The sequence below is a fragment of the Rhodobacter sp. CZR27 genome (genome assembly GCF_002407205.1).
In the GTDB taxonomy this organism is placed as follows: domain Bacteria; phylum Pseudomonadota; class Alphaproteobacteria; order Rhodobacterales; family Rhodobacteraceae; genus Cereibacter_A.
The window spans coordinates 2162474-2188087 of the sequence record NZ_CP023548.1 but is presented as its reverse complement, the minus strand read 5'-3'; the positions used below and the strand labels follow the sequence as shown (position 1 = coordinate 2188087).

At 67.4% G+C, this 25614-nt stretch carries 26 protein-coding genes; 21 read left to right on the top strand and 5 right to left on the bottom strand.

The window, feature by feature from the left end; genetic code table 11:
- The first annotated feature begins 11 nt into the window (after positions 1 to 11).
- Genes CK951_RS10665 through CK951_RS10580 form a run of 18 tightly spaced genes read left to right on the top strand, consistent with a single transcriptional unit; the run spans position 12 to position 17795 of the window.
- Positions 12 to 1220 carry an NADH-quinone oxidoreductase subunit D gene (locus CK951_RS10665; protein ID WP_198402449.1) on the top strand — a complete coding sequence of 403 codons (1209 nt, stop codon included), beginning with the start codon at positions 12 to 14 and terminating at the stop codon, positions 1218 to 1220.
- Positions 1220 to 2131 (top strand): NADH-quinone oxidoreductase subunit NuoE, encoded by a 912-nt coding sequence (gene nuoE / locus CK951_RS10660; RefSeq protein WP_096786130.1) that lies wholly within the window; start codon positions 1220 to 1222, stop codon positions 2129 to 2131. Before CK951_RS10665 ends, nuoE begins: the two co-directional genes overlap by 1 nt.
- On the top strand, positions 2131 to 2343 hold the full coding sequence (locus CK951_RS10655; RefSeq protein WP_096786129.1) for a DUF5337 domain-containing protein: 213 nt from the start codon (positions 2131 to 2133) through the stop codon (positions 2341 to 2343). Before nuoE ends, CK951_RS10655 begins: the two co-directional genes overlap by 1 nt.
- A 10-nt stretch (positions 2344 to 2353) precedes the next feature.
- Positions 2354 to 3649 (top strand): NADH-quinone oxidoreductase subunit NuoF, encoded by a 1296-nt coding sequence (gene nuoF / locus CK951_RS10650; RefSeq protein ID WP_096786128.1) that lies wholly within the window; start codon positions 2354 to 2356, stop codon positions 3647 to 3649.
- A gap of 4 nt (positions 3650 to 3653) precedes the next feature.
- The gene (locus CK951_RS10645; RefSeq protein ID WP_096786127.1) at positions 3654 to 4013 is read left to right on the top strand and encodes a hypothetical protein; all 360 of its coding nucleotides are present in this window, start codon (positions 3654 to 3656) and stop codon (positions 4011 to 4013) included.
- Positions 4014 to 4070: 57 nt separating this feature from the next.
- On the top strand, positions 4071 to 6092 hold the full coding sequence (nuoG, locus tag CK951_RS10640; protein WP_096786126.1) for an NADH-quinone oxidoreductase subunit NuoG: 2022 nt from the start codon (positions 4071 to 4073) through the stop codon (positions 6090 to 6092).
- A 4-nt stretch (positions 6093 to 6096) separates the two neighbouring features.
- Positions 6097 to 6507, top strand: a complete 411-nt coding sequence (locus CK951_RS10635) for a hypothetical protein (RefSeq protein ID WP_096786125.1) — start codon at positions 6097 to 6099, stop codon at positions 6505 to 6507.
- A gap of 27 nt (positions 6508 to 6534) precedes the next feature.
- A complete protein-coding gene (gene nuoH / locus CK951_RS10630; RefSeq protein ID WP_096786124.1) occupies positions 6535 to 7572 on the top strand; it encodes an NADH-quinone oxidoreductase subunit NuoH in 1038 nt (345 codons plus the stop codon).
- Between the two features lies 1 nt (position 7573).
- On the top strand, positions 7574 to 8077 hold the full coding sequence (gene nuoI / locus CK951_RS10625; RefSeq protein ID WP_096786123.1) for an NADH-quinone oxidoreductase subunit NuoI: 504 nt from the start codon (positions 7574 to 7576) through the stop codon (positions 8075 to 8077).
- On the top strand, positions 8074 to 8484 hold the full coding sequence (locus CK951_RS10620) for a carboxymuconolactone decarboxylase family protein (RefSeq protein ID WP_096786122.1): 411 nt from the start codon (positions 8074 to 8076) through the stop codon (positions 8482 to 8484). The genes nuoI and CK951_RS10620 overlap by 4 nt, the downstream gene beginning before the upstream one ends.
- A complete protein-coding gene (locus tag CK951_RS10615; RefSeq protein ID WP_096786121.1) occupies positions 8481 to 9095 on the top strand; it encodes an NADH-quinone oxidoreductase subunit J in 615 nt (204 codons plus the stop codon). Before CK951_RS10620 ends, CK951_RS10615 begins: the two co-directional genes overlap by 4 nt.
- A 55-nt stretch (positions 9096 to 9150) precedes the next feature.
- A complete protein-coding gene (nuoK, locus tag CK951_RS10610; protein ID WP_096786120.1) occupies positions 9151 to 9456 on the top strand; it encodes an NADH-quinone oxidoreductase subunit NuoK in 306 nt (101 codons plus the stop codon).
- A 4-nt stretch (positions 9457 to 9460) separates the two neighbouring features.
- Positions 9461 to 11608 carry an NADH-quinone oxidoreductase subunit L gene (gene nuoL, locus CK951_RS10605; protein ID WP_096786119.1) on the top strand — a complete coding sequence of 716 codons (2148 nt, stop codon included), beginning with the start codon at positions 9461 to 9463 and terminating at the stop codon, positions 11606 to 11608.
- A complete protein-coding gene (locus CK951_RS10600; protein ID WP_096786118.1) occupies positions 11608 to 13149 on the top strand; it encodes an NADH-quinone oxidoreductase subunit M in 1542 nt (513 codons plus the stop codon). Before nuoL ends, CK951_RS10600 begins: the two co-directional genes overlap by 1 nt.
- A gap of 10 nt (positions 13150 to 13159) precedes the next feature.
- Positions 13160 to 14596 (top strand): NADH-quinone oxidoreductase subunit NuoN, encoded by a 1437-nt coding sequence (gene nuoN, locus CK951_RS10595; RefSeq protein WP_096786117.1) that lies wholly within the window; start codon positions 13160 to 13162, stop codon positions 14594 to 14596.
- The gene (locus tag CK951_RS10590) at positions 14586 to 15341 is read left to right on the top strand and encodes a biotin--[acetyl-CoA-carboxylase] ligase (protein ID WP_096786116.1); all 756 of its coding nucleotides are present in this window, start codon (positions 14586 to 14588) and stop codon (positions 15339 to 15341) included. The genes nuoN and CK951_RS10590 overlap by 11 nt, the downstream gene beginning before the upstream one ends.
- 10 nt (positions 15342 to 15351) lie before the next feature.
- Complete coding sequence (locus tag CK951_RS10585) at positions 15352 to 16125, top strand: type III pantothenate kinase (RefSeq protein WP_096786115.1); 774 nt, start codon at positions 15352 to 15354, stop codon at positions 16123 to 16125.
- Positions 16122 to 17795 (top strand): ribonuclease J, encoded by a 1674-nt coding sequence (locus tag CK951_RS10580; protein ID WP_096786114.1) that lies wholly within the window; start codon positions 16122 to 16124, stop codon positions 17793 to 17795. Before CK951_RS10585 ends, CK951_RS10580 begins: the two co-directional genes overlap by 4 nt.
- Here CK951_RS10580 and CK951_RS10575 read toward each other — a convergent pair.
- The 5 genes from CK951_RS10575 to CK951_RS10555 all read right to left on the bottom strand — a co-directional run bounded on the left by CK951_RS10575 (position 17792) and on the right by CK951_RS10555 (position 23089).
- Positions 17792 to 17956, bottom strand: a complete 165-nt coding sequence (locus tag CK951_RS10575) for a hypothetical protein (RefSeq protein ID WP_096786113.1) — start codon at positions 17954 to 17956, stop codon at positions 17792 to 17794. The two genes, CK951_RS10580 and CK951_RS10575, sit on opposite strands and share 4 nt — an antisense overlap.
- 62 nt (positions 17957 to 18018) lie before the next feature.
- On the bottom strand, positions 18019 to 19536 hold the full coding sequence (locus CK951_RS10570) for a DEAD/DEAH box helicase (protein WP_198402342.1): 1518 nt from the start codon (positions 19534 to 19536) through the stop codon (positions 18019 to 18021).
- Positions 19537 to 19635: 99 nt separating this feature from the next.
- Positions 19636 to 20391 carry a hypothetical protein gene (locus CK951_RS10565; protein WP_096786111.1) on the bottom strand — a complete coding sequence of 252 codons (756 nt, stop codon included), beginning with the start codon at positions 20389 to 20391 and terminating at the stop codon, positions 19636 to 19638.
- A gap of 35 nt (positions 20392 to 20426) precedes the next feature.
- Complete coding sequence (locus tag CK951_RS10560; RefSeq protein WP_096786110.1) at positions 20427 to 22031, bottom strand: peptide chain release factor 3; 1605 nt, start codon at positions 22029 to 22031, stop codon at positions 20427 to 20429.
- A gap of 44 nt (positions 22032 to 22075) precedes the next feature.
- Positions 22076 to 23089 (bottom strand): Hint domain-containing protein, encoded by a 1014-nt coding sequence (locus CK951_RS10555; protein WP_096786109.1) that lies wholly within the window; start codon positions 23087 to 23089, stop codon positions 22076 to 22078.
- A 193-nt stretch (positions 23090 to 23282) separates the two neighbouring features.
- Between CK951_RS10555 and CK951_RS10550 the strand changes: the two genes are divergently transcribed.
- The 3 genes from CK951_RS10550 (at position 23283) to tatA (ending at position 25614) form a co-directional block, all read left to right on the top strand.
- Positions 23283 to 24062: an SDR family oxidoreductase gene (locus CK951_RS10550; protein WP_096786108.1), complete on the top strand. Its 780-nt coding sequence runs from the start codon at positions 23283 to 23285 to the stop codon at positions 24060 to 24062.
- A 79-nt stretch (positions 24063 to 24141) separates the two neighbouring features.
- On the top strand, positions 24142 to 25239 hold the full coding sequence (locus tag CK951_RS10545) for an ABC transporter ATP-binding protein (protein WP_096787229.1): 1098 nt from the start codon (positions 24142 to 24144) through the stop codon (positions 25237 to 25239).
- 162 nt (positions 25240 to 25401) lie between these two features.
- Positions 25402 to 25614, top strand: a complete 213-nt coding sequence (gene tatA / locus CK951_RS10540; protein WP_096786107.1) for a twin-arginine translocase TatA/TatE family subunit — start codon at positions 25402 to 25404, stop codon at positions 25612 to 25614.

Sequence of the window (25614 nt, the reverse complement as noted above, 5' to 3'; positions counted from 1 at the left end):
GGGACACGATGATGGACACCAGATACGACGACGTGCTGACCGGCGAACAGAAGATCCGCAACTTCAACATCAACTTCGGCCCGCAACACCCTGCCGCGCATGGTGTTCTTCGGCTGGTGCTGGAGCTGGACGGCGAGGTCGTGGAACGCTGCGACCCGCATATCGGCCTGCTGCACCGCGGGACCGAGAAGCTGATGGAAAGCCGGACCTACCTGCAGAACCTGCCGTATTTCGACCGCCTCGACTATGTGGCGCCGATGAACCAGGAACATGCCTGGTGCCTCGCGATCGAGAAGCTGACCGGGGTGCAGGTCCCACGGCGGGCGAGCCTCATCCGGGTGCTCTACTCCGAGATCGGCCGGGTGCTGAACCACCTGCTCAACGTCACCACGCAGGCGATGGACGTGGGCGCGCTGACCCCGCCCCTCTGGGGCTTCGAGGAACGCGAGAAGCTGATGGTGTTCTACGAGCGCGCCTCGGGGGCGCGGCTCCACGCCGCCTACTTCCGGCCGGGCGGCGTGCACCAGGACCTGACGCCGCGGCTTATCGACGACATCGAGGAATGGGCCGACCATTTCCCGAAGGTGCTCGACGACATCGACGGGCTCTTGACCGAGAACCGCATCTTCAAGCAGCGCAACGCCGACATCGGCGTGGTGTCCGAGCAGGACATCCTCGACTGGGGCTTCTCGGGCGTGATGGTGCGCGGCTCGGGCCTCGCCTGGGACCTGCGGCGCTCGCAGCCCTACGAGTGCTATGACGAGTTCGACTTCCAGATCCCGGTGGGCAAGAACGGCGACTGCTTCGACCGCTACCTCTGCCGGATGGAGGAGATGCGGCAGTCCACCAAGATCATCCGCCAGTGCATCGAGAAGCTCCGGGTGGAGAAGGGCGACATCCTCGCCCGCGGCAAGATCACGCCGCCGCCGCGCGCCGAGATGAAGACCTCGATGGAGGCGCTGATCCATCACTTCAAGCTCTATACCGAGGGCTTCCACGTGCCGGCCGGCGAGGTCTATGCCGCCGTCGAGGCGCCCAAGGGCGAGTTCGGCGTCTATCTCGTCGCCGACGGCACCAACCGGCCCTATCGCGCCAAGATCCGCGCGCCGGGGTTCCTTCACCTGCAAGCCATGGACTACCTCGCCAAGGGCCACCTGCTGGCGGATGTGTCCGCCATCATCGGAACGCTCGACGTCGTGTTCGGGGAGATCGACCGCTAATGCTTCGCCGCCTGCATCACGACCAGCCTGCCAGCTTCGCCTTCACGCCGGCGAACCTCGAATGGGCGCGGGCCCAGATCACCAAGTACCCCGAGGGCCGGCAGGCTTCCGCGATCATCCCGCTGCTGTGGCGCGCGCAGGAGCAGGAGGGCTGGCTGACCAAGCCGGCGATCGAATACGTGGCCGACATGCTGGGCATGGCCCACATCCGCGCGCTGGAAGTGGCGACCTTCTACTTCATGTTCCAGCTGCAACCTGTCGGCTCGGTGGCGAACATCCAGATCTGCGGCACGACCTCGTGCCTGATCTGCGGCGCCGAGGACCTGATCCGGGTCTGCAAGGAGAAGATCTCTCCGCGCCCGCACACCCTGTCGGCGGACGGCAAGTTCTCGTGGGAGGAGGTCGAGTGCCTCGGCGCCTGCGCGAACGCCCCGATGGCCCAGATCGGCAAGGACTATTACGAGGACCTCACCGTCGAAACGCTTTCGGCGCTGATCGACCGCTTCTCGTCCGGCGAGGTGCCGCGGCCGGGCTCGCAGATCGGGCGGTTCTCTTCCGAGCCGCGGACGGGGCTGACCAGCCTCACCGAGGGCGGCGAGGCGACCGAGCGGCTCAACGCCTCAGTGCAGCTGGCGGTGGACATCGGCGAGACGGTGAAGCGGATCGACGGCACCGAGGTGCCGATCCTGACGCCGTGGCTCGGCCGTCCGGCGGCGGTGGCCGAGGCCACGGGTTCGGCGAAGGAGCCGACGCCGGGGGCTGGCCATCCGGTCGACAAGACCGGCGTCAGCATTCAGGAGTCCACGGCCGACACGGCAGGGCGGCCTGAGAAGGCAGGCACCGCTCCCGGCGGCACGGCGGTGGCCGAGCCGGGGGCGCAGGTCTCCGATCCGTCGAAGCCGGAAGGCTGATGGCGAGCCGCCCCGACGATGCAAGGGCTGCCCGACAGGCCGCCCTTGTGCTGGCGGGAACGGGGCTCCTCTGGATCGGGGCGCAGATCCTGGGAGGGCGGCTCGGGTGGGACACCCGCATCGCCATCCTCTTTGACCTGGCGGCGCTCGCCGGGTTCACTTGGGCGCTGGTGACAACCTGGCGGATCTGGCGAAGGCGCCAGGGGAAATGAGGACGACGCGATGCTGAAGGACCAGGACCGGATCTTCACCAACCTCTACGGGATGCACGACCGCAGCCTGAAGGGCGCGATGGCCCGCGGGCAGTGGGACGGGACGGCCAACCTTCTGGCCCTCGGGCGCGACCGGATCATCGACATCGTCAAGACCTCCGGTCTGCGCGGGCGGGGCGGCGCTGGCTTCCCCACGGGCCTCAAGTGGTCCTTCATGCCCAAGCAGTCGGACGGCCGCCCGTCCTACCTCGTCATCAACGCCGACGAATCCGAGCCCGCGACCTGCAAGGACCGCGAGATCATGCGCCACGACCCGCACACGCTGGTCGAGGGCGCGCTGCTGTCGGGCTTCGCGATGGGCGCGGCCGCCGCCTACATCTACATCCGCGGCGAATACATCCGCGAGAAGGAAGCCCTGCAGGCCGCCATCGACGAGGCCTATGACGCAGGCCTGATCGGCAAGAACGCCTGCAAGTCGGGCTATGATTTCGACGTCTACCTGCACCACGGGGCGGGCGCCTACATCTGCGGCGAGGAAACCGCGCTGCTCGAAAGCCTTGAGGGCAAGAAGGGGATGCCGCGGATGAAGCCGCCGTTCCCGGCCGGATCGGGGCTCTACGGTTGCCCGACCACGGTGAACAACGTCGAGTCGATCGCGGTGATCCCGTCGATCCTGCGGCGGGGCGGCGAATGGTTCGCTTCGTTCGGGCGGCCGAACAACACCGGGGTCAAGCTGTTTGCCATGTCGGGGCATGTGAACACGCCCTGCGTGGTGGAAGAGTCGATGTCGATCTCGATGAAGGAGCTGATCGAGAAGCACGGCGGCGGCGTCCGTGGCGGCTGGAAGAACCTCAAGGCGGTGATCCCCGGCGGGGCGTCCTGCCCGATCATCCCGGCGAACCAGTGCGAGGACGCCGTGATGGACTATGACGGCATGCGCGACCTGAAGTCGAGCTTCGGGACCGCCTGCATGATCGTGATGGACCAGCAGACCGATGTCATCAAAGCGGTCTGGCGGCTGGCCAAGTTCTTCAAGCACGAAAGCTGCGGCCAGTGCACGCCCTGCCGCGAAGGCACCGGCTGGATGATGCGCGTGATGGAGCGGCTGGTGCGCGGCGAGGCCGAGGTCGAGGAGATCGACATGCTGCTCTCGGTGACGAAGCAGGTCGAGGGCCACACCATCTGCGCGCTTGGCGACGCGGCGGCCTGGCCGATCCAGGGCCTGATCCGGCACTACCGCGAAGAGATCGAGGACCGCATCAAGGCGAAGAAGACGGGGCGCATGGGCGCCATGGCAGCGGAGTGAACCCTTGCGCGCCAGTGGGGTCATCATGGTGATGGGGGCGCTGTCGGCCTGCGCCTCGCAGGCGCCGGTCGCCGGTCGCGCGATCCCCGGTGCGTCGGAAGTGACGGTCGAGGGTCAGCGCTTCCTGACCGAGTTGCGCGCGGGCCCCACGGGTGAGCGCCTCACGGCGGATGGTGCGCAGCCGGTGGCGGGCCTTTCGGTCGATGTGCGGCGGCTCGATCCGCCGCTGCACTACAGCGACGGGGCGGCGGCGAAGCGGGCGGCTGAGGCCGCCTGTGCGGGACAGGGCGGGCGGTTCGATCCGACCGCGGTGGGCCGGGTGAGCGCGCCGAACCTCTGGCGCTTCGCGGGGGCCTGCGCATGACGGAACGGAACAACGCGTGGGGCAACGGCCCCGCGCTCATCGCGGCGGAGTAGGCGGATGAGCAACCTCAAGAAGATCATCATCGACGGTATCGAGGTCGAGGTCGACGGCGCCATGACGCTGCTGCAGGCGGCCGAGGAGGTCGGGATCGAGATTCCGCGCTTCTGCTATCACGAGCGCCTGTCGATCGCTGGCAACTGCCGCATGTGCCTCGTGGAAGTCGTCGGCGGCCCGCCGAAGCCCACCGCCTCCTGCGCCATGCAGGTGCGCGACCTGCGGCCCGGGCCGAACGGCGAGCCGCCGGTGGTCAAGACCAACTCGCCGATGGTCAAGAAGGCCCGCGAAGGGGTGATGGAGTTCCTGCTCATCAACCACCCGCTCGATTGCCCGATCTGCGACCAGGGCGGCGAATGCGACCTGCAGGACCAGGCCATGGCCTATGGCGTCGATTTCAGCCGCTACCGCGAGCCGAAGCGGGCGTCCGAGAACCTGAACCTCGGCCCGCTGGTCGCGACGCAGATGACGCGCTGCATCTCGTGCACCCGCTGCGTCCGCTTCACGACCGAGGTCGCGGGCATCAGCCAGATGGGCCAGACCGGCCGCGGCGAGGACTCGGAGATCACGAGCTACCTCAACCAGACGCTCGACTCGAACCTGCAGGGCAACATCATCGACCTCTGCCCGGTCGGCGCGCTGACCTCGAAGCCCTATGCCTTCACCGCGCGCCCCTGGGAGTTGAGCAAGACCGAGTCGATCGACGTGATGGATGCGCTCGGGTCGAACATCCGCGTGGACACCAAGGGCCGCGAAGTCATGCGCATCCTGCCGCGCAACCATGACGGCGTGAACGAGGAGTGGATCAGCGACAAGACCCGCTTTGTCTGGGACGGCCTGCGCCGCCAGCGCCTCGACTCGCCCTACGTGCGCGAGAACGGTAAGCTGCGGAAGGCGACCTGGGGCGAGGCGCTTCAGACCGTCGCCGCCGCGCTCAAGGGCCGCAAGGTCGCGGGTCTTGTGGGCGATCTGGTGCCGGTCGAGGCCGCCTTCTCGCTGAAGGTGCTGGTCGAGGGGCTTGGCGGCAAGGTGGAATGCCGGACCGACGGCGCGCGGCTACCCGCGGGCAACCGTTCGGCCTATGTCGGCACCGCCGCCATCGAGGACATCGACAGCGCGAAGGCGATCCTGCTGGTCGGCTGCAACCCGCGCGACGAGGCGCCGGTGCTGAACGCCCGCATCCGCAAGGCGTGGCTGCAGGGCGCGCAGGTGGCCGTGGTCGGTCCGGCGGTCGATCTGACCTATGACTACGCCCATATCGGCACCGACCGGGCCGCGCTCCTGTCGCTGGTGGCCGAGGCGGAACGGAACGGGCCGGACGGCAAGCCGGGCATCGTGATCGTCGGGCAGGGCGCGCTGCGCGAGGCCGATGGCGAGGCGGTGCTGGCGCAGGCGATGAAGCTGGTGGAGACGCTGGGTGTGAAGCTGCTGGTGCTGCACACCGCCGCCGCCCGCGTGGGCGCGATGGATGTAGGCGCGGTGACCGAGGGCGGCCTTCCCGCGGCCATCGAGGGGGCCGAGGTGATCTTCAACCTCGGCGCCGATGAGGTCGAGATCGGCGCCGGTCCCATCGTGATCTATCAGGGCAGCCACGGCGACCGTGGCGCGCACCGCGCCGACGTGATCCTGCCCGCCGCCGCCTATACCGAGGAGAACGGCCTGTTCGTGAACACCGAAGGCCGGCCGCAGCTTGCCTTCCGCGCGGGCTTCCCGCCGGGCGAGGCCAAGGAGAACTGGGCGATCCTGCGCGCGCTCTCGGCCGAAGTCGGCCAGACGCTGCCCTGGGATACGATGGCGGCTCTGCGCCGCAAGCTGGTCGAGGCGGTGCCGCATCTGGGCCGCGTCGATCAGGTGGCGCAAAACGCATGGCAGCCGCTTCCGCTGCGCGATCCGGCCAGGGCCGACTTCCGCCTCGCCGTGCGGGATTTCTACCTGACCAACCCGATCGCGCGCGCCTCGGCCCTGATGGCCGAGCTTTCGGCCCTGGCCTCGCGGCGGGGCCAGCCCTCGCTTGCGGCGGAGTAGGGGCGTGCGGCCGGCCGTCCTCTTTCCGATGGGGCTCGCTCTGGCGGGCCTCGCCTCGTGCGGCCAGCCGGCCGCACCCGAGGCCGCTTTGGCGGAAGAGGAGTTCACGCCGGTCTACAACGGCATCGAGACCCGGCTTCTGGACGACGACCTCGTGAACTTCCTCGTCGAGATGGAAGGCGCGCGGGGCATACCGGATGTCGAGGACTATGCCCGCTGCGCGGCCGCGCAATACGCGCTGATCCGCGGCTATGGCTTTGCCCGCCATCTGCGTACAAATGTCGCAGAGAGGGGTGGCATTTGGCGGGGCGATGCGATTTACACCATTTCGGCCACGCTGCCCCGCGGCGTGCAGACGATCGACGCCGAGGTGACGGCGCGCGATTGCCGGGAACAGGGAATACCGACGATATGACGATCGGCATGAGGGATGCGAGGCGCCATGGGTGACTTTCTGAACACGGGAACGGGGATCGTGCTCCTGATGGCGGCGCAGGGCCTGCTGGTCATCGGCTTCGTGATGATCTCGCTCCTGTTCCTCGTCTATGGCGACCGCAAGATCTGGGCGGCGGTGCAGATGCGGCGCGGCCCGAACGTTGTCGGACCCTTCGGCCTGCTGCAGACCGTGGCGGATGCCGCGAAGTACATCTTCAAGGAAGTGGTGGTGCCCGCGGGCGTCGACCGCCCGGTGTTCTTCCTCGCGCCGCTGATCTCCTTCGTGCTGGCGGTGCTGGCCTGGGCGGTGATCCCGTTCAACCCGGGCTGGGTGCTCTCGGACATCAACGTGGCGATCCTGTTCGTCTTCGCCGCCTCCTCGCTCGAGGTCTATGGCGTGATCATGGGCGGCTGGGCGTCGAACTCGAAATATCCCTTCCTCGGCTCGCTGCGCTCGGCGGCGCAGATGATCTCGTACGAGGTGTCGCTCGGCCTGATCATCATCGGGATCATCATCTCGACCGGCTCGATGAACCTCACGCACATCGTCGAGGCGCAGGACGGCAGCTTCGGCCTCTTCAACTGGTACTGGCTGCCGCACCTGCCGATGGTCGCGCTGTTCTTCATCTCGGCTCTGGCCGAGACCAACCGCCCGCCCTTCGACCTGCCGGAGGCGGAATCCGAACTCGTGGCGGGCTTCCAGGTCGAATACAGCTCGACCCCGTTCCTGCTGTTCATGGCCGGCGAATACATCGCGATCTTCCTGATGTGCGCGCTCCTGAGCCTGCTCTTCTTCGGCGGCTGGCTCTCGCCCATCCCGGGGCTGCCTGACGGCGCGTTCTGGATGGTCCTGAAGATGGCGTTCTTCTTCTTCCTCTTCGCCATGGTGAAGGCGATCGTGCCGCGCTACCGCTATGACCAGCTCATGCGGATCGGCTGGAAGGTGTTCCTGCCGCTCAGCCTCGCCTGGGTCGTGGTCGTGGCGTTCCTTGCGAAATTCGAAGTGTTCGGCGGCCTCTGGGCGCGCTGGACGGTGGGAGGCTGAAATGGGTGAGAACCGCGCAATCGACTACGGCCGGGCAGCCAAGTACTTCCTGCTGTTCGACTTCATCAAGGGTTTCGGGCTGGGCATGAAGTACTTCTTCGCGCCCAAGTCCACGCTGAACTACCCGCACGAGAAGGGACCGTTGTCGCCCCGCTTTCGCGGCGAGCACGCCCTGCGCCGCTATCCCAACGGCGAGGAACGCTGCATCGCTTGCAAGCTTTGCGAGGCGGTCTGCCCGGCACAGGCCATCACCATCGACGCCGAGCCGCGCGAGGACGGCAGCCGCCGCACCACGCGCTACGACATCGACATGACCAAGTGCATCTACTGCGGCTTCTGCCAGGAAGCCTGCCCGGTGGATGCCATCGTGGAAGGCCCGAACTTCGAGTTCTCGACCGAGACGCGCGAGGAGCTGTTCTACACCAAGGAGAAACTCCTGCAGAACGGTGACCGCTGGGAGGCCGAGATCGCCCGCAACCTCGAACTGGATGCGCCCTACCGATGAATGACGATCTGGCGAAGATGTTCAAGGCGATGATCGAGCAGGGCCACGAGATGGCCCGCGCGTTCAACCCCGCGCTTGAGCATTTCCAGGTGAAGGACTTCGAGAAGCTCATCCCCACCATGCCCAAGGACATGCTGGAGATGTGGTTCGGCAAGACCTTCAACCGCGAAGGTCTGGACGCCAAGACCCGGCTTCTGGTCACGCTGGCCGCGCTGACCGTGCTCGGCGCCCATGCCGAGCCGCAGATCCGGATGACCATCCGCCACGCGCTGACGGCCGGGGCAACCAAGCGCGAGATCGCCGAGGTGATCTGGCAGATGAGCATGTTCGGCGGTGTGCCCGCCATGCAGAAGGCGCTGGACATCGCCCAGGGCGTCTTTGCCGAGTTCGAGGAGACGGACGAATGAGTATCGCGGATCTCGCCTTCTACTGCTTCGCGGTGCCCGCGGTTTTCGCGGCCCTGATGGTCGTGACCTCGCGCAACATGGTCCATGCCGTGCTGTGGCTGATCCTCGTCTTCCTCAGCTCGGCCGGCATGTTCGTGCTGCTGGGCGCGGAATTCGTCGCGATGCTCTTGATCATCGTCTATGTCGGCGCGGTGGCGGTGCTGTTCCTGTTCGTCGTGATGATGCTCGACGTGGACTTCGCGGCGCTGAAGGGCGAGATGGCGCGCTACATGCCGGTCGCGGCGCTGATCGGGATCGTGATCCTGCTGCAGCTCAGCATGGGCATCGGCGCCTGGGTGCAGGCAGAGGGTGCGCCGGGCCTCCGGCAGGCGGTAACGCCGAACGCGGCCGAGATCGAGAACACCCGCGCGCTGGGGCTGCTGATCTACGACAAGTATCTCTACCTGTTCCAGGCGGCGGGGCTGATCCTGCTGGTCGCGATGATCGGCGCGATCCTGCTCACCCTGCGCGAGCGGAAGGACGTCAAGCGCCAGAACGTGCTGCACCAGATGTGGCGCGACCCGGCCAAGGCCATGGAACTGAAGGACGTGAAGCCGGGGCAGGGCCTGTAAAAGGCCCCGACCACGGAACAAGGACAGGCGGGCGCCCGGCGCCGGAGGGACGAGAATGGTGGGACTTGAGCATTATCTGACGGTTGCGGCGGCGCTGCTGGTGATCGGCATCTTCGGCATCTTCCTGAACCGGAAGAACGTGATCGTGATCCTGATGTCGATCGAGCTGATGCTGCTCGCCGTGAACATCAACCTCGTGGCGTTCTCGAGCTTCCTCGGCGACCTGACGGGCCAGGTCTTCACCATGTTCGTGCTGACCGTGGCCGCGGCCGAGGCCGCCATCGGGCTTGCGATCCTCGTCACCTTCTTCCGGACCCGCGGCACCATCAGCGTCGAAGACGTCAACGTGATGAAGGGCTGAGCCTATGACCACGATCATCCTCTTGGCCCCCCTCATCGGGTCCCTGATCTGCGGCTTCGGCTGGCGCCTGATCGGCGAGCGCGCCGCGCAGATCATCACGACCTCCGCCATCTTCCTTGCTGCGCTGCTGTCGTGGATCGTCTTCCTGACCCATGACGGCGAGATGTATCAGGTCGTCCTGATGCGCTGGATCGAGAGCGGCTCGCTTTCGACCGAATGGGCGATCCGCGTGGACCGGCTGACCGCGATCATGCTGGTGGTGGTCAACACCGTCTCGGCGCTCGTGCACCTGTATTCTTTCGGCTACATGGCGCATGACGACAACTGGAACCACCACGAGCACTACAAGGCGCGCTTCTTCGCCTATCTCTCGTTCTTCACCTTCGCGATGCTCATGCTGGTGACCTCGGACAACCTCGTGCAGATGTTCTTCGGCTGGGAAGGCGTGGGCGTCGCCTCGTATCTGCTGATCGGCTTCTATTACCGCAAGCCTTCGGCCAACGCCGCCGCGATCAAGGCCTTCGTGGTGAACCGTGTCGGCGACTTCGGCTTCGCGCTCGGCATCATGGCGCTGTTCTTCCTCGTCGACTCGATCCGGCTGGACGACGTGTTCGCGGCCGCACCGCAGCTGGCGCAGACGAACGTCACCTTCCTCTGGACCGAGTGGAACGCGGCGAACCTGATCGGCGTGCTGCTCTTCATCGGCGCGATGGGCAAGTCGGCGCAGCTGGGCCTGCACACCTGGCTTCCGGACGCGATGGAGGGCCCGACGCCGGTCTCGGCCCTCATCCACGCCGCGACCATGGTGACCGCGGGGGTGTTCCTCGTCTGCCGCATGTCGCCGCTTTACGAATTCGCGCCGGACGCCAAGACGATGATCGTGGTCGTCGGCGCCACTACCGCCTTCTTCGCGGCGACCGTCGGCCTCGTGCAGAACGACATCAAGCGCGTGATCGCCTATTCGACCTGCTCGCAGCTCGGCTACATGTTCGTGGCGGCGGGTGTGGGCGTCTATTCGGCCGCGATGTTCCACCTGTTCACGCACGCCTTCTTCAAGGCGATGCTGTTCCTCGGCGCGGGCTCGGTGATCCATGCCATGCACCACGAGCAGGACATGCGGAACTACGGCGGCCTGCGCTCGAAGATCCCGCTGACCTTCTGGGCCATGATGATCGGCACCTTCGCCATCACCGGCGTCGGCATCCCGCTGACCCACATCGGCTTCGCTGGGTTCCTGTCCAAGGACGCGATCATCGAGAGCGCCTGGGTCGGCTCCTCCTATGCCTTCTGGCTTCTGGTCGTCGCCGCCTGCTTCACCAGCTTCTACTCGTGGCGGCTGATCTTCCTGACCTTCTTCGGCGCTCCGCGCGGCGACCACCATGCGCATGACCATGCGCATGAAAGCCCGAACTCCATGCTGATCCCGCTTGGGGTGCTCGCGCTTGGCGCGGCCTTCTCGGGGATGATCTGGTACAACGTGTTCTTCGGCGACCACACCCGGGTGGCGAGCTGGTTCGGCATGCCGCACCATGCCGAGGCCTCGGAAGAGGGCGAGGCGCATGCCGGGGCCGCGGCCGAACATGGCGACGAAACCCACGCCGCGGACGAGGCCCTGCCCGAGGGCGGCACCCATGCCGGCGCAGCCGAGGCCCCCGCACCCGCCGGCGAGGTTGCCCAGGGCGAAGTTGCGGCGCTGGGTCCGATCGGGGCGATCTACATGGGACCCGAGAACCACGTGATGGACGAGGCGCACCACGCCCCGGTCTGGGTCAAGGTCTCGCCCTTCGTCGCGATGGTGCTGGGCTTCGCCGTGGCCTTCCTGTTCTACATCGCGCAGCCGTCGCTCCCAGGCCGCCTCGCCCGCGCGCAGCGCCCGCTCTACCTGTTCCTGCTGAACAAGTGGTATTTCGACGAACTCTATGACGCGATCTTCGTCCGTCCGGCGCGGTTCCTCGGTGCCTTCCTCTGGAAGCGCGGCGACGGGGCGGTGATCGACGGGGCGATCAACGGGCTGGCGATGGGGATCATCCCCGCGCTGACCCGCCTCGCGGGCCGCGCCCAGTCCGGCTACATCTTCCACTACGCCTTCGCCATGTTCCTCGGCATCGCGATCCTCATTACCTGGATGACGCTCACGGGGGGCGCGCACTGATGGAAAACCTGCTGTCGATCATCACCTTCATCCCGCTGGTGGCGGCGCTGATCATGGCGCTGTTCCTGCGGGGCGAGGACGCGGCCGCGCAGCGGAACGCGAAGTGGCTGGCGCTGCTCGCCACCTCGGCGACCTTCCTCGTGTCGCTCTTCCTGCTGGCCGGGTTCGATCCGCAGAACACCGACTTCCAGTTCGTCGAGACCTACGACTGGATCGCGGGCCTGAAATACAAGATGGGCGTGGACGGGATCTCGATCCTGTTCGTGATGCTGACCACGTTCCTGATGCCGCTCACCATCGCCTCGGCCTGGGAGGTCGAGACGCGGGTGAAGGAATACATGATCGCCTTCCTCGTCCTCGAGACGCTGATGCTGGGCGTGTTCTGCGCGCTCGACCTCGTGCTCTTCTACCTGTTCTTCGAAGCGGGTCTGATCCCGATGTTCCTGATCATCGGCATCTGGGGCGGGAAGGAGCGGATCTACGCGGCGTTCAAGTTCTTCCTCTACACCTTCCTCGGCTCGGTGCTGATGCTGATCGCGATGATCGCGATGTACTGGGACGCGGGCACGACCGACATCCCGACGCTGCTGCAGCACGAGTTCGCCTCGGACTCGCTGGGCATCGCGGGCTTCCAGATCGTCGGCGGCCTGCAGACGCTGCTGTTCCTGGCCTTCTTCGCGAGCTTTGCCGTGAAGATGCCGATGTGGCCGGTGCACACCTGGCTGCCGGACGCTCACGTGCAGGCGCCGACCGCAGGGTCCGTGGTGCTGGCGGCGATCCTGCTGAAGATGGGCGGCTACGGCTTCCTGCGCTTCAGCCTGCCGATGTTCCCTGTCGGCTCCGAGATCCTCGCGCCCCTGGTGTTCTGGATGTCGGCCATCGCCATCGTCTACACCTCGCTCGTGGCGCTGGCGCAGCACGACATGAAGAAGCTGATCGCCTATTCGTCGGTCGCGCACATGGGTTACGTCACCATGGGGATCTTCGCGGCGAACCAGCAGGGCGTGGACGGGGCGATCTTCCAGATGATCAGCCACGGCTTCATCTCGGGCGCGCTTTTCCTTTGCGTCGGCGTGATCTACGACCGGATGCACACGCGCGAGATCGACGCCTATGGCGGCCTCGTGAACCGGATGCCGGCCTATGCGCTGATCTTCATGTTCTTCACCATGGCGAACGTGGGCCTGCCGGGCACCTCGGGCTTCATCGGCGAGTTCCTGACCCTCGTCGGCATCTTCCAGGTCAACACGTGGATTGCCGCCATCGCGACGACCGGCGTGATCCTCTCGGCGGCCTATGCGCTCTGGCTCTACCGCCGGGTGGTGTTCGGCGAGCTGGTGAAGGAAAGCCTGCGCACGATCCGCGACATGGACCGGCGCGAGAAGGCGATCTTCGCCCCGCTGGTCGCGATGACGCTGCTGCTGGGCGTGTATCCCAGCCTTGTCACCGACATCATCGGGCCGTCGGTGGCCCGCCTGACAAGCGACTACCAGTCCGCGACCGCCGCCCTCGAGGCCGGCACCCGGCTGGCCATGGAATGAGGGACGAGTGATGACCTCCGCAGACTTTTCCACTGTCCTTCCCGAGGTGATCCTGGCGACTGCCGCCATGGTGGCGCTGATGGCCGGCGTCTACACCGGCAAGGACCGGACGACGCCGCTCCTGACCTGGATCATGGCCGGGCTCATGCTGCTCCTCGCCGTCTGGATCGGCTTCGGCGGCAGCGGCTCGCGCGCGGCCTTCGGCGGCATGTTCATCGAGGACCCGTTCTCGCGCTTCGCCAAGGTCGTGATCCTCTGCTCGGCCGCCGTGGTGCTGCTGATGGGGCAGGACTACATGCAGCGCCGCGACCTCGGCCGGTTCGAGTTCCCGATCCTCGTCGTCCTCTCGGTCACAGGCATGATGATGATGGTCTCGGCGGGGGACCTGATCGCGCTCTACATGGGTCTCGAGCTGCAGAGCCTCTCGCTCTATGTCGTGGCCTCGCTGCGGCGGGATTCGGTGAAGTCGACCGAGGCGGGCCTGAAATACTTCGTCCTCGGCGCCTTGTCCTCGGGCCTGCTGCTCTATGGCGCCTCGCTGGTCTATGGCTATGCCGGCACGACGCTGTTCTCGGGCATCATGCAGACGCTGCAGCAGGAGGTGCCGCTGGGACTGCTGTTCGGCCTCGTCTTCATGCTCTCGGGGCTCGCGTTCAAGGTCTCGGCAGCGCCCTTCCACATGTGGACGCCCGACGTCTACGAGGGCTCGCCCACGCCGGTGACGGCCTTCTTCTCGACCGCGCCGAAGGTCGCCGCCATGGCGCTGATTGCGCGCACCGTGCATGACGCCTTCGGCGGCATCCCGGGCGACTGGCGGCAGGTGCTGGCGGCGCTCGCCGTGGTGTCGATGTTCCTCGGCTCGGTGGCGGCGATCGGGCAGCGCGACATCAAGCGTCTGATGGCCTATTCCTCGATCGGCCACATGGGCTATGCGCTGGTGGGTCTGGCCGCGGGCACGGCCGCAGGCGTGCAGGCGATGCTGCTCTACATGGCGATCTATACCACCATGAACATCGGCACCTTCGCCTTCATCCTGTCGATGGAGAAGGACGGCCGCCCCGTCACCAGCATCGACAGCCTGAACATGTTCGCCAAGCGCGAGCCGCTGAAGGCGCTGGCCGTGCTGATCCTGATGTTCAGCCTTGCCGGCGTGCCGCCCTTCATCGGCTTCTTCGCCAAGTTCTACGTGCTGATGGCGGCGGTGAAGGCAGGAATGGCATGGCTCGCGATCCTGACCGTGCTGGCCGCGGTCATCGGCGCCTACTATTACATGCGCATCGTCTACTACATGTATTTCGGCAAGGAGACCGACCCGATCGACAGCCGCATGGACGGCGTTCAGTGGGCGATGCTCATGGGGGCGGCGGCGGTCAACCTGCTCGGCGTGATCAACATGTTCGGGCTGGAGCCGCTGGCCGCGGTCGCGGCGGAAACGCTTGTCCGCTGATCCCTGGCCGGAGGGCGTGGCGCGCCACGCCCTCGAGACGGTCGACAGCACCAACGCGATGGCGGCCCGCCTCGCGCCGCAGCTCTCGGGACCTGCCTGGATCATGGCGGGCGAGCAGACGGCGGGGCGCGGGCGGCGCGGCCGCTTCTGGGCCTCTCCGCGCGGAAACTTCTACGCGACCTACGTCATGCACCCGACCGAACCGCCCGAGGTCGTGGCGCTTCGGTCGTTCGTCGCGGCACTCGCGCTGCGGGACGCCTGCGCGGCGTTGACGGGGTTGCCCGGCGCCTTCTCTCTCAAGTGGCCGAATGACGTGCTGCTGAACGGCGGCAAGCTGGCCGGCATCCTGCTGGAGAGCCTCGGGCAGGGCGGGCGTGTCCAGCATCTGGCCATCGGCATCGGGGTGAACCTGATCGGCGCGCCCGAGCCCGCGCAGGTCGAGCCGGGCGCCGTCCTGCCGGTCAGCCTGCTGGGCGAGACGGGCCTGCGCATCGCGCCCACGACATTTCTCGACGCGCTGGCCCCGGCCTATGCCCGCCGCGAGGAGAGCTTTGCCCGCTACGGCTTCGGCCCCACGCGCGAGGCATGGCTTGCCCATGCGGCGCGGCTGGGCGAGCCCATCCGGGCACGCACCGGCAGCCAAGTTCGCGAGGGCATCTTCGAGACGGTGGACCCGTCCGGCGCTTTGGTGTTGAAGACACGGGACGGCCGCGCGGCGATCCCCGCGGCCGAGGTGTTCTTCTGAAGGTGTGACGATGCTCCTCGCGATCGACTGCGGCAATACCAATACCGTCTTCTCCATCTGGGACGGCACGCAGTTCCTCGCGACATGGCGGATCGCCACCGATCACAAGCGGACGGCGGACGAATACTACGTCTGGCTCTCGACGCTGCTGAGCCTGACGCGGATCGAGGCGAGCATCTCCGAGGCGATCATTTCCTCGACCGTGCCGCGCGTCGTCTTCAACCTGCGCGTCCTCTGCAACCGCTACTACGATTGCCGTCCGCTGGTAGTTGGCAAGCCGGAATGCCGCCTGCCGGTCGCGCCGCGCGTCGATCACGGCACCACCGTGGGCCCGGACCGGCTGGTGAACACGGTCGCGGGCTTCCACTTCCACGGCGGCAACCTGATCGTCGTGGATTTCGGCACCGCCACCACCTTCGACGTGGTGGACAAGGATGGCGCCTATATTGGCGGGGTGATCGCGCCCGGCGTCAATCTCAGCCTCGAGGCGCTGCACATGGCGGCGGCGGCGCTGCCTCATGTGGACGTGACGAAGCCGCAGGCCGCCATCGGGACGAATACGGTGGCCTGCATCCAGTCCGGCGTGTATTGGGGCTATATCGGCCTCGTCGAGGGCATCGTTCGCCAGATCCGGCTCGAGCGGGACGCCCCGATGAAGGTCATCGCAACAGGGGGCCTGGCACCCTTATTCGACCAGGGATTCGATCTGTTCGACAAGGTGGAGGACGATCTGACCATGCACGGTCTCGTCCTGATCCACCAATACAACAAGGACACGGAATGAGTGCGAACCGACTGATCTACCTTCCGCTCGGCGGGGCGGGCGAGATCGGAATGAACTGCTATGTCTATGGCTACGGACCCGAGGGACGCGAACGGCTGATCGTCGTCGATCTGGGCGTGACCTTCCCCGACATGGACACGACGCCCGGCGTCGACCTCATCATGCCCGACATCTCGTGGCTGGAAGAGCGCAAGGACCGTATCGAGGCGATCTTCATCACCCACGCGCACGAGGACCATATCGGCGCGCTCGGCCATCTCTGGCCGCGGCTCAAGGCGCCGGTCTTCGCCCGCCGCTTCACCGCCACCATCGGCCGGCTGAAGTTCGAGGAATACGGCCTGCCGACCGAGGCCATCACCACGGTCGAGGCGCGGCCCATGGTGGTCGAGGCCGGGCCGTTCGAGGTTCAGTTCGTCCCCGTCTCGCACTCGATCCCGGAAAGCTCGGCCCTGGTGATCGACACGCCGGCGGGGCGGATCGTGCACTCGGGCGATTTCAAGCTGGACCGCTCGCCGGTGGTGGGCGAGGCCTGGTCCGACGAGACCTTCCGCGCCATCGCCGCCGAGCGTCCTGTGAAGGCGCTGATGTGCGATTCGACCAACGTCTTCTCGCTGCATCCCGGCCGGTCCGAGATCACGCTGGGCGAACCGCTGCGCGAACTGATCGCGGGCGCGCGCGGCATGGTGGTGGCCACGACCTTCGCCTCGAACGTCGCGCGCCTGAAGACGCTGGCCGAGGCTGCCGTGGCCGCCGACCGTTCGGTCTGCCTGCTGGGCCGCGCGATGCGCCGCATGGTGCAGGCGGCGCAGGAGAGCGGGGTGCTGACCAGTTTCCCCAACGTGGTCAGTCCCGAGGAAGCTGTGGAGATCCCGCGCGGCAATCTCATGCTGATCGTGACCGGAAGCCAGGGCGAGCGCCGGGCAGCCTCGGCGCAGCTTGCGCGCGGCAAGTATCTCGGGCTGGAGATGAAGGAGGGCGACCTGTTCCTGTTCTCCTCCAAGACCATCCCGGGCAACGAGCGTGGCGTGATCCGCATCGTCAACTCGTTCTCCGAGATGGGCGTTGACGTGGTGGACGACTCGGGCGGGCTCTACCACGTTTCGGGTCACGCCAACCGGCCGGATCTGGAGCAGGTGCACACCCTGCTCTGGCCGCAGGTCCTGGTCCCGATGCACGGCGAGCACCGCCACCTGCGCGAGCACGCCCGCATTGGGGCGGCGAAGGGGCTGACGTCGGACGTGATCACCAACGGCATGATGGTCGACCTGACGCGAGGTCTGGAGGTTGCGGAATACATCGACACCGGGCGCAGCTACCTCGACGGCAGCGTGCTGATCGGCGCGCGCGACGGGGTGGTGCGCGACCGCATCCGCATGGCGCTGAACGGCCACGTGCTGACGACGGTGATCCTCGACGAGGAGCACGAGACCCTCGGCGACGCCTGGGTGGAGCTGATGGGCCTGCCGGAGCGCGGACGCACCGGCAAGCCCCTGGCCGACACGATGGAAGAGGAACTGTCCGACCTTCTTGGCCGGGCCGGGGCCAAGGTCATGCGGGACGACGACAAGCTGGACGAGGCGATCCGCCGCCTCGTGCGTCAGGTGGCGATGGAAGAGATCGGCAAGAAGCCCGAGGTCACCGTCGTCGTCAGCCGCCTGCTGGAAGGCTAGTCGATCAGCGTGCCCGCCGCGCCGCCCACGAGGGCGCCCGGCGGGCCGGCGACGACCGCACCACCGACCGCGCCGGTGGCGGCGCGCTCGGTGTCGTTGTCGCCGCAAGCGGCAGTCAGCAGCAGCCCCGCAAGGGGCAGGATCACGGAAAATCGAGGCATGGCAGCACCTTTCGCGGCATGAGGATGACCCTCAACGCCGCGGAGGCGCTTTTGTTTCGGGCCTAGAGTTCGCCCTCGCCGGCCACCATCTCGACGCTTTCCTCGGCCGGGGCGTCGTCGTCCTCGACCAGCGACAGGCTCGGGATGCGGAAGCTGCGCATCAGGAAATCCGGCACATGGTCGCCCATGCCGACGACACGGTCGTCGCGGCGATCCCGGTCGCGGTCGCGATCCCGGCCCCGACGCTCGTCGCGACGCTCTTCCCGGCGCGGCGCGCGCTCTTCCCGCACCTCGACTGCCACCGGCTCGGGCGCCTCGATGCGCGGCTCCTCGCGGCGCTCGCCGCGGTCCCGCTCGCGGCCACGACGGTTGCGAGCCGGACGCTCGGCCCGCGGCTGGTCGGGACGATCGGGGCGATCCTCGAGGCTGAAGCCCTCGGGCAGGGTGCCGCGCGGGATCGGCTGCTTCACCAGGCTTTCGATCGCCGTCACGTGCTTTTCGTCATGCGGCACGGCGATGGTGAAGGCCTTGCCCTTGCGGCCGGCGCGGCCCGTCCGGCCGATGCGGTGGACGTAGTCCTCGGGGTGGGTCGGCACGTCAAAGTTGAAGACATGGCTTACTGCCGGGATGTCGAGCCCGCGCGCCGCCACGTCGGAGGCGACCAGCAGGTGCAGCGAGCCGTCGCGGAAGCCGTCGAGCGTCTTCGTGCGCTGCGACTGGTCGAGGTCACCATGGATCGGCGCGGCGTTGAAGCCGTGCTGCTTCAGCGACTTGGCCACCACGTCCACGTCCATCTTGCGGTTGCAGAAGATGATCGCGTTGGTGCAGGCCTCGCCCTCGGCGCGGATCAGCGCGCGCAGGACGGCGCGCTTGTCGGCAAAGCTGCGCTCCTTGCGGGTCGGGGTGACCTCGATCAGCGCCTGTTCGATGGTCTCGGAGGTCGTCGCCTGCCGCGCCACCTCGATCTTCACGGCGCCGGTCAGGAAGGTGTTGGTGATCCGCTCGATCTCGGGCGCCATGGTGGCCGAGTAGAACAGCGTCTGCCGCGTGAAGGGCGTCAGGCTGAAGATCCGCTCGATGTCCGGGATGAAGCCCATGTCGAGCATCCGGTCGGCTTCGTCCACCACCATGATCTGCACGCCGTTCAGCAGCAGCTTGCCACGCTCGAAGTGGTCGAGCAGGCGGCCCGGCGTCGCGATCAGCACGTCCACGCCGCGGTCGATCAGCTTGTCCTGCTCCGAGAAGCTGACGCCGCCGATCAGCAGCGCCTTCGACAGCTTCGAGTGCTTGGCGTAGATGTCGAAGTTCTCGGCCACCTGCGCGGCGAGTTCCCGGGTGGGGCAGAGGACGAGGCTTCTCGGCATGCGCGCACGGGCGCGACCCTTGCCGAGGATGGTGATCATCGGCAGCGTGAAGCTCGCGGTCTTGCCGGTGCCGGTCTGCGCGATGCCGAGAACGTCCTTCCCTTCAAGCGCATGCGGGATGGCCTGCGCCTGGATCGGGGTGGGCGTTTCGTAGCCGGCTTCCTGAACGGCTTTAAGCACGCGGGGGTCCAGCGCGAGGTCGGAAAACTTGGTCATTAGCATCCTGTGAATGCGGTATCGGACCGCATGTAACTCAAGGGGACGCTGATGGTCCGGGCGTCCCGGCGTCTTCGGCCCTGATGGCCTCGGGGCGCCTTAGCTCAATTTCCCCGCAGGGTCAAGGTTGGCGCGCGGAATCGCGGCCCCGGACGCGTCCTTTGGCGGCGCGGCCTGCCGTTCGCGCATGCGGGCGATGCGGCGGAAGATGGTTCCCGCGTCGGCGTTCAGCCGGTCGAGCAGGACGAGCGCGATCGGCCCGGCCATTGGCACGGCCTGTGCCTCGGCCCAGAGCGGCGCCAGCAGGTTGACATCCAGCCCGCCCTTCGCCAGCGAGAAGCCCGGCAGGCCGAGCGGAAGCGGCGCCTTCGCCCGACGCCCCAGCCGAAACGGTTCGTCCGGCGCGAGGCCCGAGAACAGCCGTTCCGCCTCGTAAAGCTTGATCAGTCCGAACAGCACGCCCATCTGCGCGCCGAGGCGACGCTCGGCTTCCGTGGCGCCGTGGTCGCCGAAGGTGATCAGCGAGGAGACCAGCCAGCGCGCCGGAAGCTCTGCCAGCAGCGCCTCGGCCTGTTCCAGCCAGATCCGGCGGAACAGCGCGACCGTGCCGTCCGGGAAGTGACGCTTGCGCAGATGCGCGATGCAGAGCGCGTTGAGCAGCGCAAGCTCGCTCTGCCCGGCCATGTCGCGCGCGATCTCGTGCCGCTTCCGGGCATGGGAGGAGGCTCCGGCGCCCGGTGGGCCGGCATCCTGCAGCGGGGTCCGGGCGAGGGCGGCCAGATCCGCGTCGAAGGGAAGGGCCTCGCCCGGGGCGAATTCCAGTGCGACCCGGCGGCGGCGCCAGCGGACGATCACCTCCTCGGCGCCGCCCTGCCAGGTGAGGCGCTCCGTCAGACCATCATCTCCTTCGTCGCGGTCAGCTTCACCTCGGGGTGGTCGCGGCTGACGCGGTCGATGTCCCATTGCAGGCGGGTGAGATAGACGAGGTCCCCATCACTGTCATGGGCGATGTGGCCCTTGTTGACGTTGACGAAGGCTTCGACCGCGGCCTTGGGCCCGGTCACCCAGCGGGCCGAGGTGAAGGCCGAGCCCTCGAACCGCACGGGCAGCGAATATTCCAGCTCGATCCGGCTGGCCAGCACGTCGAACTGCAGCGCGCCCACGACGCCCACGATGAAGCCCGAGCCGATCATCGGCTTGAACACCTTGGCCGCGCCTTCCTCGGCGAACTGCATCAGCGCCTTTTCCAGATGCTTGGCCTTCATCGGGTCGCCCGCCCGCACGCCCTGCAGCAGTTCCGGCGCGAAGGAGGGGATGCCGGTGAAGCGCAGCGACTCGCCCTCGGTCAGCGCGTCGCCGATGCGAAGCTGGCCGTGGTTCGGAATGCCGATGATGTCGCCGGCCCAGGCCTCCTCGGCCAGCTCCCGGTCGGCGGCCAGGAACAGCACCGGGTTCGTCACCGCCATCGGCTTCTTCGAGCGGACATGAAGCAGCTTCATCCCCCGCTCGAAATGTCCCGAGGCGAGGCGGACGAAGGCCACGCGGTCGCGGTGCTTGGGGTCCATGTTGGCCTGCACCTTGAAGACGAAGCCGGTGACGGGGCCTTCCTCGGGCGCGATCCCGCGCTCGGCCGCCTTCTGGACCTGCGGCTCGGGGCCATATTCGCCCATGCCGGTCATCAGTTCCTTCACGCCGAACGAGTTGATCGCCGAGCCGAACCAGATCGGCGTCAGGTGCCCTTCAAGGAAGCTCTGCCGGTCGAAGCGGGGCAGAAGCTCGGCCACCATCTCCAGATCCTCGCGCAGCTTCGCCAGCAGGTCGGCGGGGATGTGCTCGGCGAGCTTCGGATCCGAGAGGCCGTCGATCTTGATCGACTCGGCCACGCGGTTGCGGTCGGCACGATCCATCAGTTCCAGCCGGTCGTGCAGGATGTCGTAGCAGCCGAGGAACTCGCGACCCATGCCGATCGGCCAGGAGGCCGGCGCCACGTCGATGGCCAGGTTCTGCTGGATCTCGTCGATGATCTCGAACGTGTCGCGGCTTTCGCGGTCCATCTTGTTGCAGAAGGTCAGGATCGGCAGGTCGCGCAGGCGGCAGACCTCGAAGAGCTTCCGCGTCTGGCTTTCCACGCCCTTCGCCCCGTCGATCACCATGATCGCGGCATCCACCGCCGTCAGAGTGCGATAGGTGTCCTCGGAGAAGTCGGAGTGGCCGGGCGTGTCGACGAGGTTGAAGCGCCACTGGCCGAAGTCGAAGCTCATGGCCGAGGCCGAGACCGAGATCCCGCGCTCCTTCTCGAGCTGCATGAAGTCCGACCGCGTGCGCCGCGCCTCGCCCTTGGCGCGGACCTGTCCGGCCATCTGGATCGCGCCGCCGAACAGCAGGAACTTCTCGGTCAGCGTCGTCTTCCCGGCGTCCGGATGCGAGATGATCGCAAAGGTCCGGCGGCGGGCGATTTCGGCAGGAAGGGCGGGGCGGTTCGACTGGTCCAGCATGGGGCGCGATATAGCTCTTGCCCCGCCGCTTGGGAAGCGCGTCGTCAGCGCGCGGCGGTGCGCCCCGCGCCGGGCGGTCCGATGCGGTCGATCAGCTGCCGGCTGGCCTCGGTGCCGACATGCTGGCGCTGCGAGAGGCCGGGAAAGCGGGTGCGCACCTCTTCGGCCAGTTCAGCCGGAAGGCGGGCGACCGTCGCCTCGTTCACCATCAGGCTCTCGGCCGGGATGCCCTCGGCATAGACGATCTCGTGCCGGTCGAAGACGAGGCTGAAGAAGTCGATGAACCCACCCTCGCGCAGGTAGACGTTGTCGCCGTTAACCAGATGGCGGGCCTGCACCAGCACCTCCGACGTGGGCAGATCCCCGTTCCTCTGCCGGTAGTAGAGGAAGATCCGGTGATGCTGGCTGACCACCAGATCGCCGATGTTGCCCAGCGTGCCCTGCGTGATGACGACCGGCGCAAAGGCCCCCACCGCGCGCAGCGTGGCATTTCCGATCCAGCGGATCGGCTGGGGGCCGTGGTCGCGGGTCAGCACCCTGTCGCCCGCCCGCAGGCTTTCGATCGGTCGCTGGCTGCCGTCGGCCATCGAGATCATCGTGCCATGCGCGAAGGAGACGCAGAGCAGATCGGCCAGCGCCACATTCTGCGGCGCATCCTCGATCTTGAGCAGCATGTATTCGATCCGCGCCCCGAGCGGCGACATGGGCAGCACATAGAGCCCGCCGGCCGCCCCCTCGACCCGGACAAGGAGAAGCTCGACCGAATCCCCGTCGGAGGTCATCAGCCGGTAGCGGCAGGCGAGCCGCACCGTGTCGCCCGGCCGGCCCACATCCGACCCTTCGGCCACGCGCAGCCCGGCCCCTGCGCCGGGCACCATCAGCAGCCGCAGCGGAGAGGCCGCGGGATCGAGCTGGTAGCTGTCGCCAAGGCAGACCTGATCCGGTTCGGCCAGACCGTCGTGCAGGTTGGCGCCGGAGCTGACGAAGATGTCGTCCGCCCGGAAAAGCTGGCAGGCGTGCCCGGGAAGTGCCTCGATGGCTGTTTCTGTCGAACCCATGTGGTGCCGGCCGATCTCCGAAACGGAAGTGGCAGCCCGGTGGCCGCTGCCCCCAGTCAAGCAGGAAGGCGGTTATCAAATCGAAAACGATCGGTCAAACTTTCAGCGCGGACCGACGTTCGCGACACGGCGTGGCCAATGGGCCGCGCGAAGGCTGTGCAGGCCGCGGCAAGGGCCGCAGGGGAGGAACACGATGGATCTGGGTATCCGGGGGCGGCGGGCGCTGGTCTGCGCCTCGTCGAAGGGGCTGGGGCTTGGCTGCGCGACGGCGCTGGCCGAGGCGGGCGTGGATCTGGTGATGAACGCCCGCGGCGCCGAGGCGCTGGAGGCCGCCGCAGCCGATCTCCGCGGCCGCTTCGGGGTCTCGGTTACGGCGGTGGCAGCCGACATCGTTTCCGACGAGGGGCGCGCCCGGGTGCTGGAGGCGGCAGGACCGGTGGACATCCTCGTGACCAACGCGGGCGGGCCGCCGCCGGGCCTCTGGTCGGACTGGACGCGCGAGGATTTCATCCGGGCGCTCGATGCCAACATGCTCACCCCCATCGCGCTGATGACGGCGCTGCTGCCGGGAATGATCGAGCGCGGCTGGGGTCGGGTGGTCAACATCACCTCGCAGTCGGTGCGCTCTCCCATCCCGGTGCTCGGCCTGTCGAACTCGGCGCGGGCCGGGCTGACCGGTTATGTCGCCGGCACCGCGCGGCAGGTGGCGCAGCACGGCGTCTGCATCAACAACCTGCTGCCGGGGATCCATGACACCGACCGGGCCGCGGCACTCGATGCCGGGGTGATGAAGGCGCAGGGCCTGACGCTGGCCGAGGCACGGGCGCAGCGCGCGGCGACCATCCCGACGCGCAGCTACGGATCGGCGGCCGATTTCGGCGCGGCCTGCGCCTTCCTCTGCTCGGAGCAGGCAAAGTTCATCGTCGGGCAGAACCTGCTGCTGGACGGGGGCGCCACGAACCTCACGATATGACGCAACAGGGCCGCGCAAGGGTTGAACGGCCGGACGAAAGCGGTCAGAAGGGAACCCGATCAAAACAGTCGGATTGCCCGTGCCCCAGTCTTCCGCCAACCCCGCACCGCGTCTGAAGGTCGAGCATCTGACGCGCGCGTTCGGCGGCAACCCCGTGGTGAACGACGTCTCGCTCGAGGTCGCGGCGGGCGAGGTGATGTGCCTGCTCGGCCCCTCGGGCTGCGGCAAGTCTACGACACTGCGCATGATCGCGGGGGTCGAGCGCCCCGATGCCGGGCGGATCGAGATCGACGGCCGCCCGGTCTCGGACGCGGGGCTGTTCCTGCCGCCCGAGGCGCGCTCGGTCGGGCTGATGTTTCAGGACTTCGCGCTGTTTCCGCACCTGACGGTGGCGCAGAACGTGGCCTTCGGCCTGCGCGACGGCCGCGAGGCGAAGGAACGGCGCGTCGACGAACTGCTCGAGCGGGTGAACCTGACGGGCTACGGCCGCAAGCACCCGCACCAGCTGTCGGGGGGCGAGCAGCAGCGCGTGGCGCTGGCCCGCGCACTGGCGCCGCGTCCGCGGGTCATGCTGATGGACGAGCCGTTCTCGGGCCTCGACAACCGGCTGCGCGACGGCATCCGCGACACGACGCTGGAAATCCTGAAGGAGGAGGGGGCGGCGGTCCTGCTCGTCACCCACGAACCCGACGAGGCGCTGCGCATGGGCGACGAGATAGCCCTGATGCGGGCCGGCCGGATCGTGCAGCGCGGCTCGCCCTACAACGTCTACAACGCGCCGGTGGACCGGGCGGCGGCGGCGTTCTTCTCGGACATCAACGTGATCCGCGGCACCTCGCGCGGGGCGCTGACCGAAACGCCCTTCGGCGAGTTCCTGACCCCCGGCCATGCCGACGGCGCCGAGGTCGAGATCGTGATCCGCCCGCAGCACCTGAAGATCGACTTTGATCGCGGCGGGCGCGGACCGCATCCGACCCCGGCCGACGGGACGGCCGCCCGCGGCACCGTGCTGCGCGCGCGCTTCCTCGGGCGCGAGAGCCTCGTGGAATTCGTGATGGATTTCGACGGGTCGCGCCTGACTGCCTCGGTGCCCAATGTCTTCCTGCCTAAGCCGGGCACCGCCCTGTGGCTGATGATCCGCCGCGACCGCTGCTTCGTCTTCCCGGCGCGGCACTGACCCAGCCCGACGGATCCTTGCAGGCGGGCAGAAGTTTGCCGTGGCGCAAGCTCGGAACAAAAAACGCGGAGCCGCTGCGAAAGGGACTTTGATCCGGGGCGGCGAACCAATAAATGAGGGCATGACGAAGCGAGGCCGCATGTCGGCCGCAGGAGACGCGAGATGCTCAACAATATCGGTTTGCCCGGCCTGCTACTGATCGCCGTGGTCGTTCTGGTCCTGTTCGGACGCGGCAAGGTCAGCTCGCTGATGGGCGAGGTCGGCAAGGGGATCAATGCCTTCAAGAAAGGCATCAAGGAAGAGACCGCCGAGATCGAGAACCGCCCCGAGACGACGCGCGACGTGACGCCCGCCGCCGATCGCGACAAGGTCTGA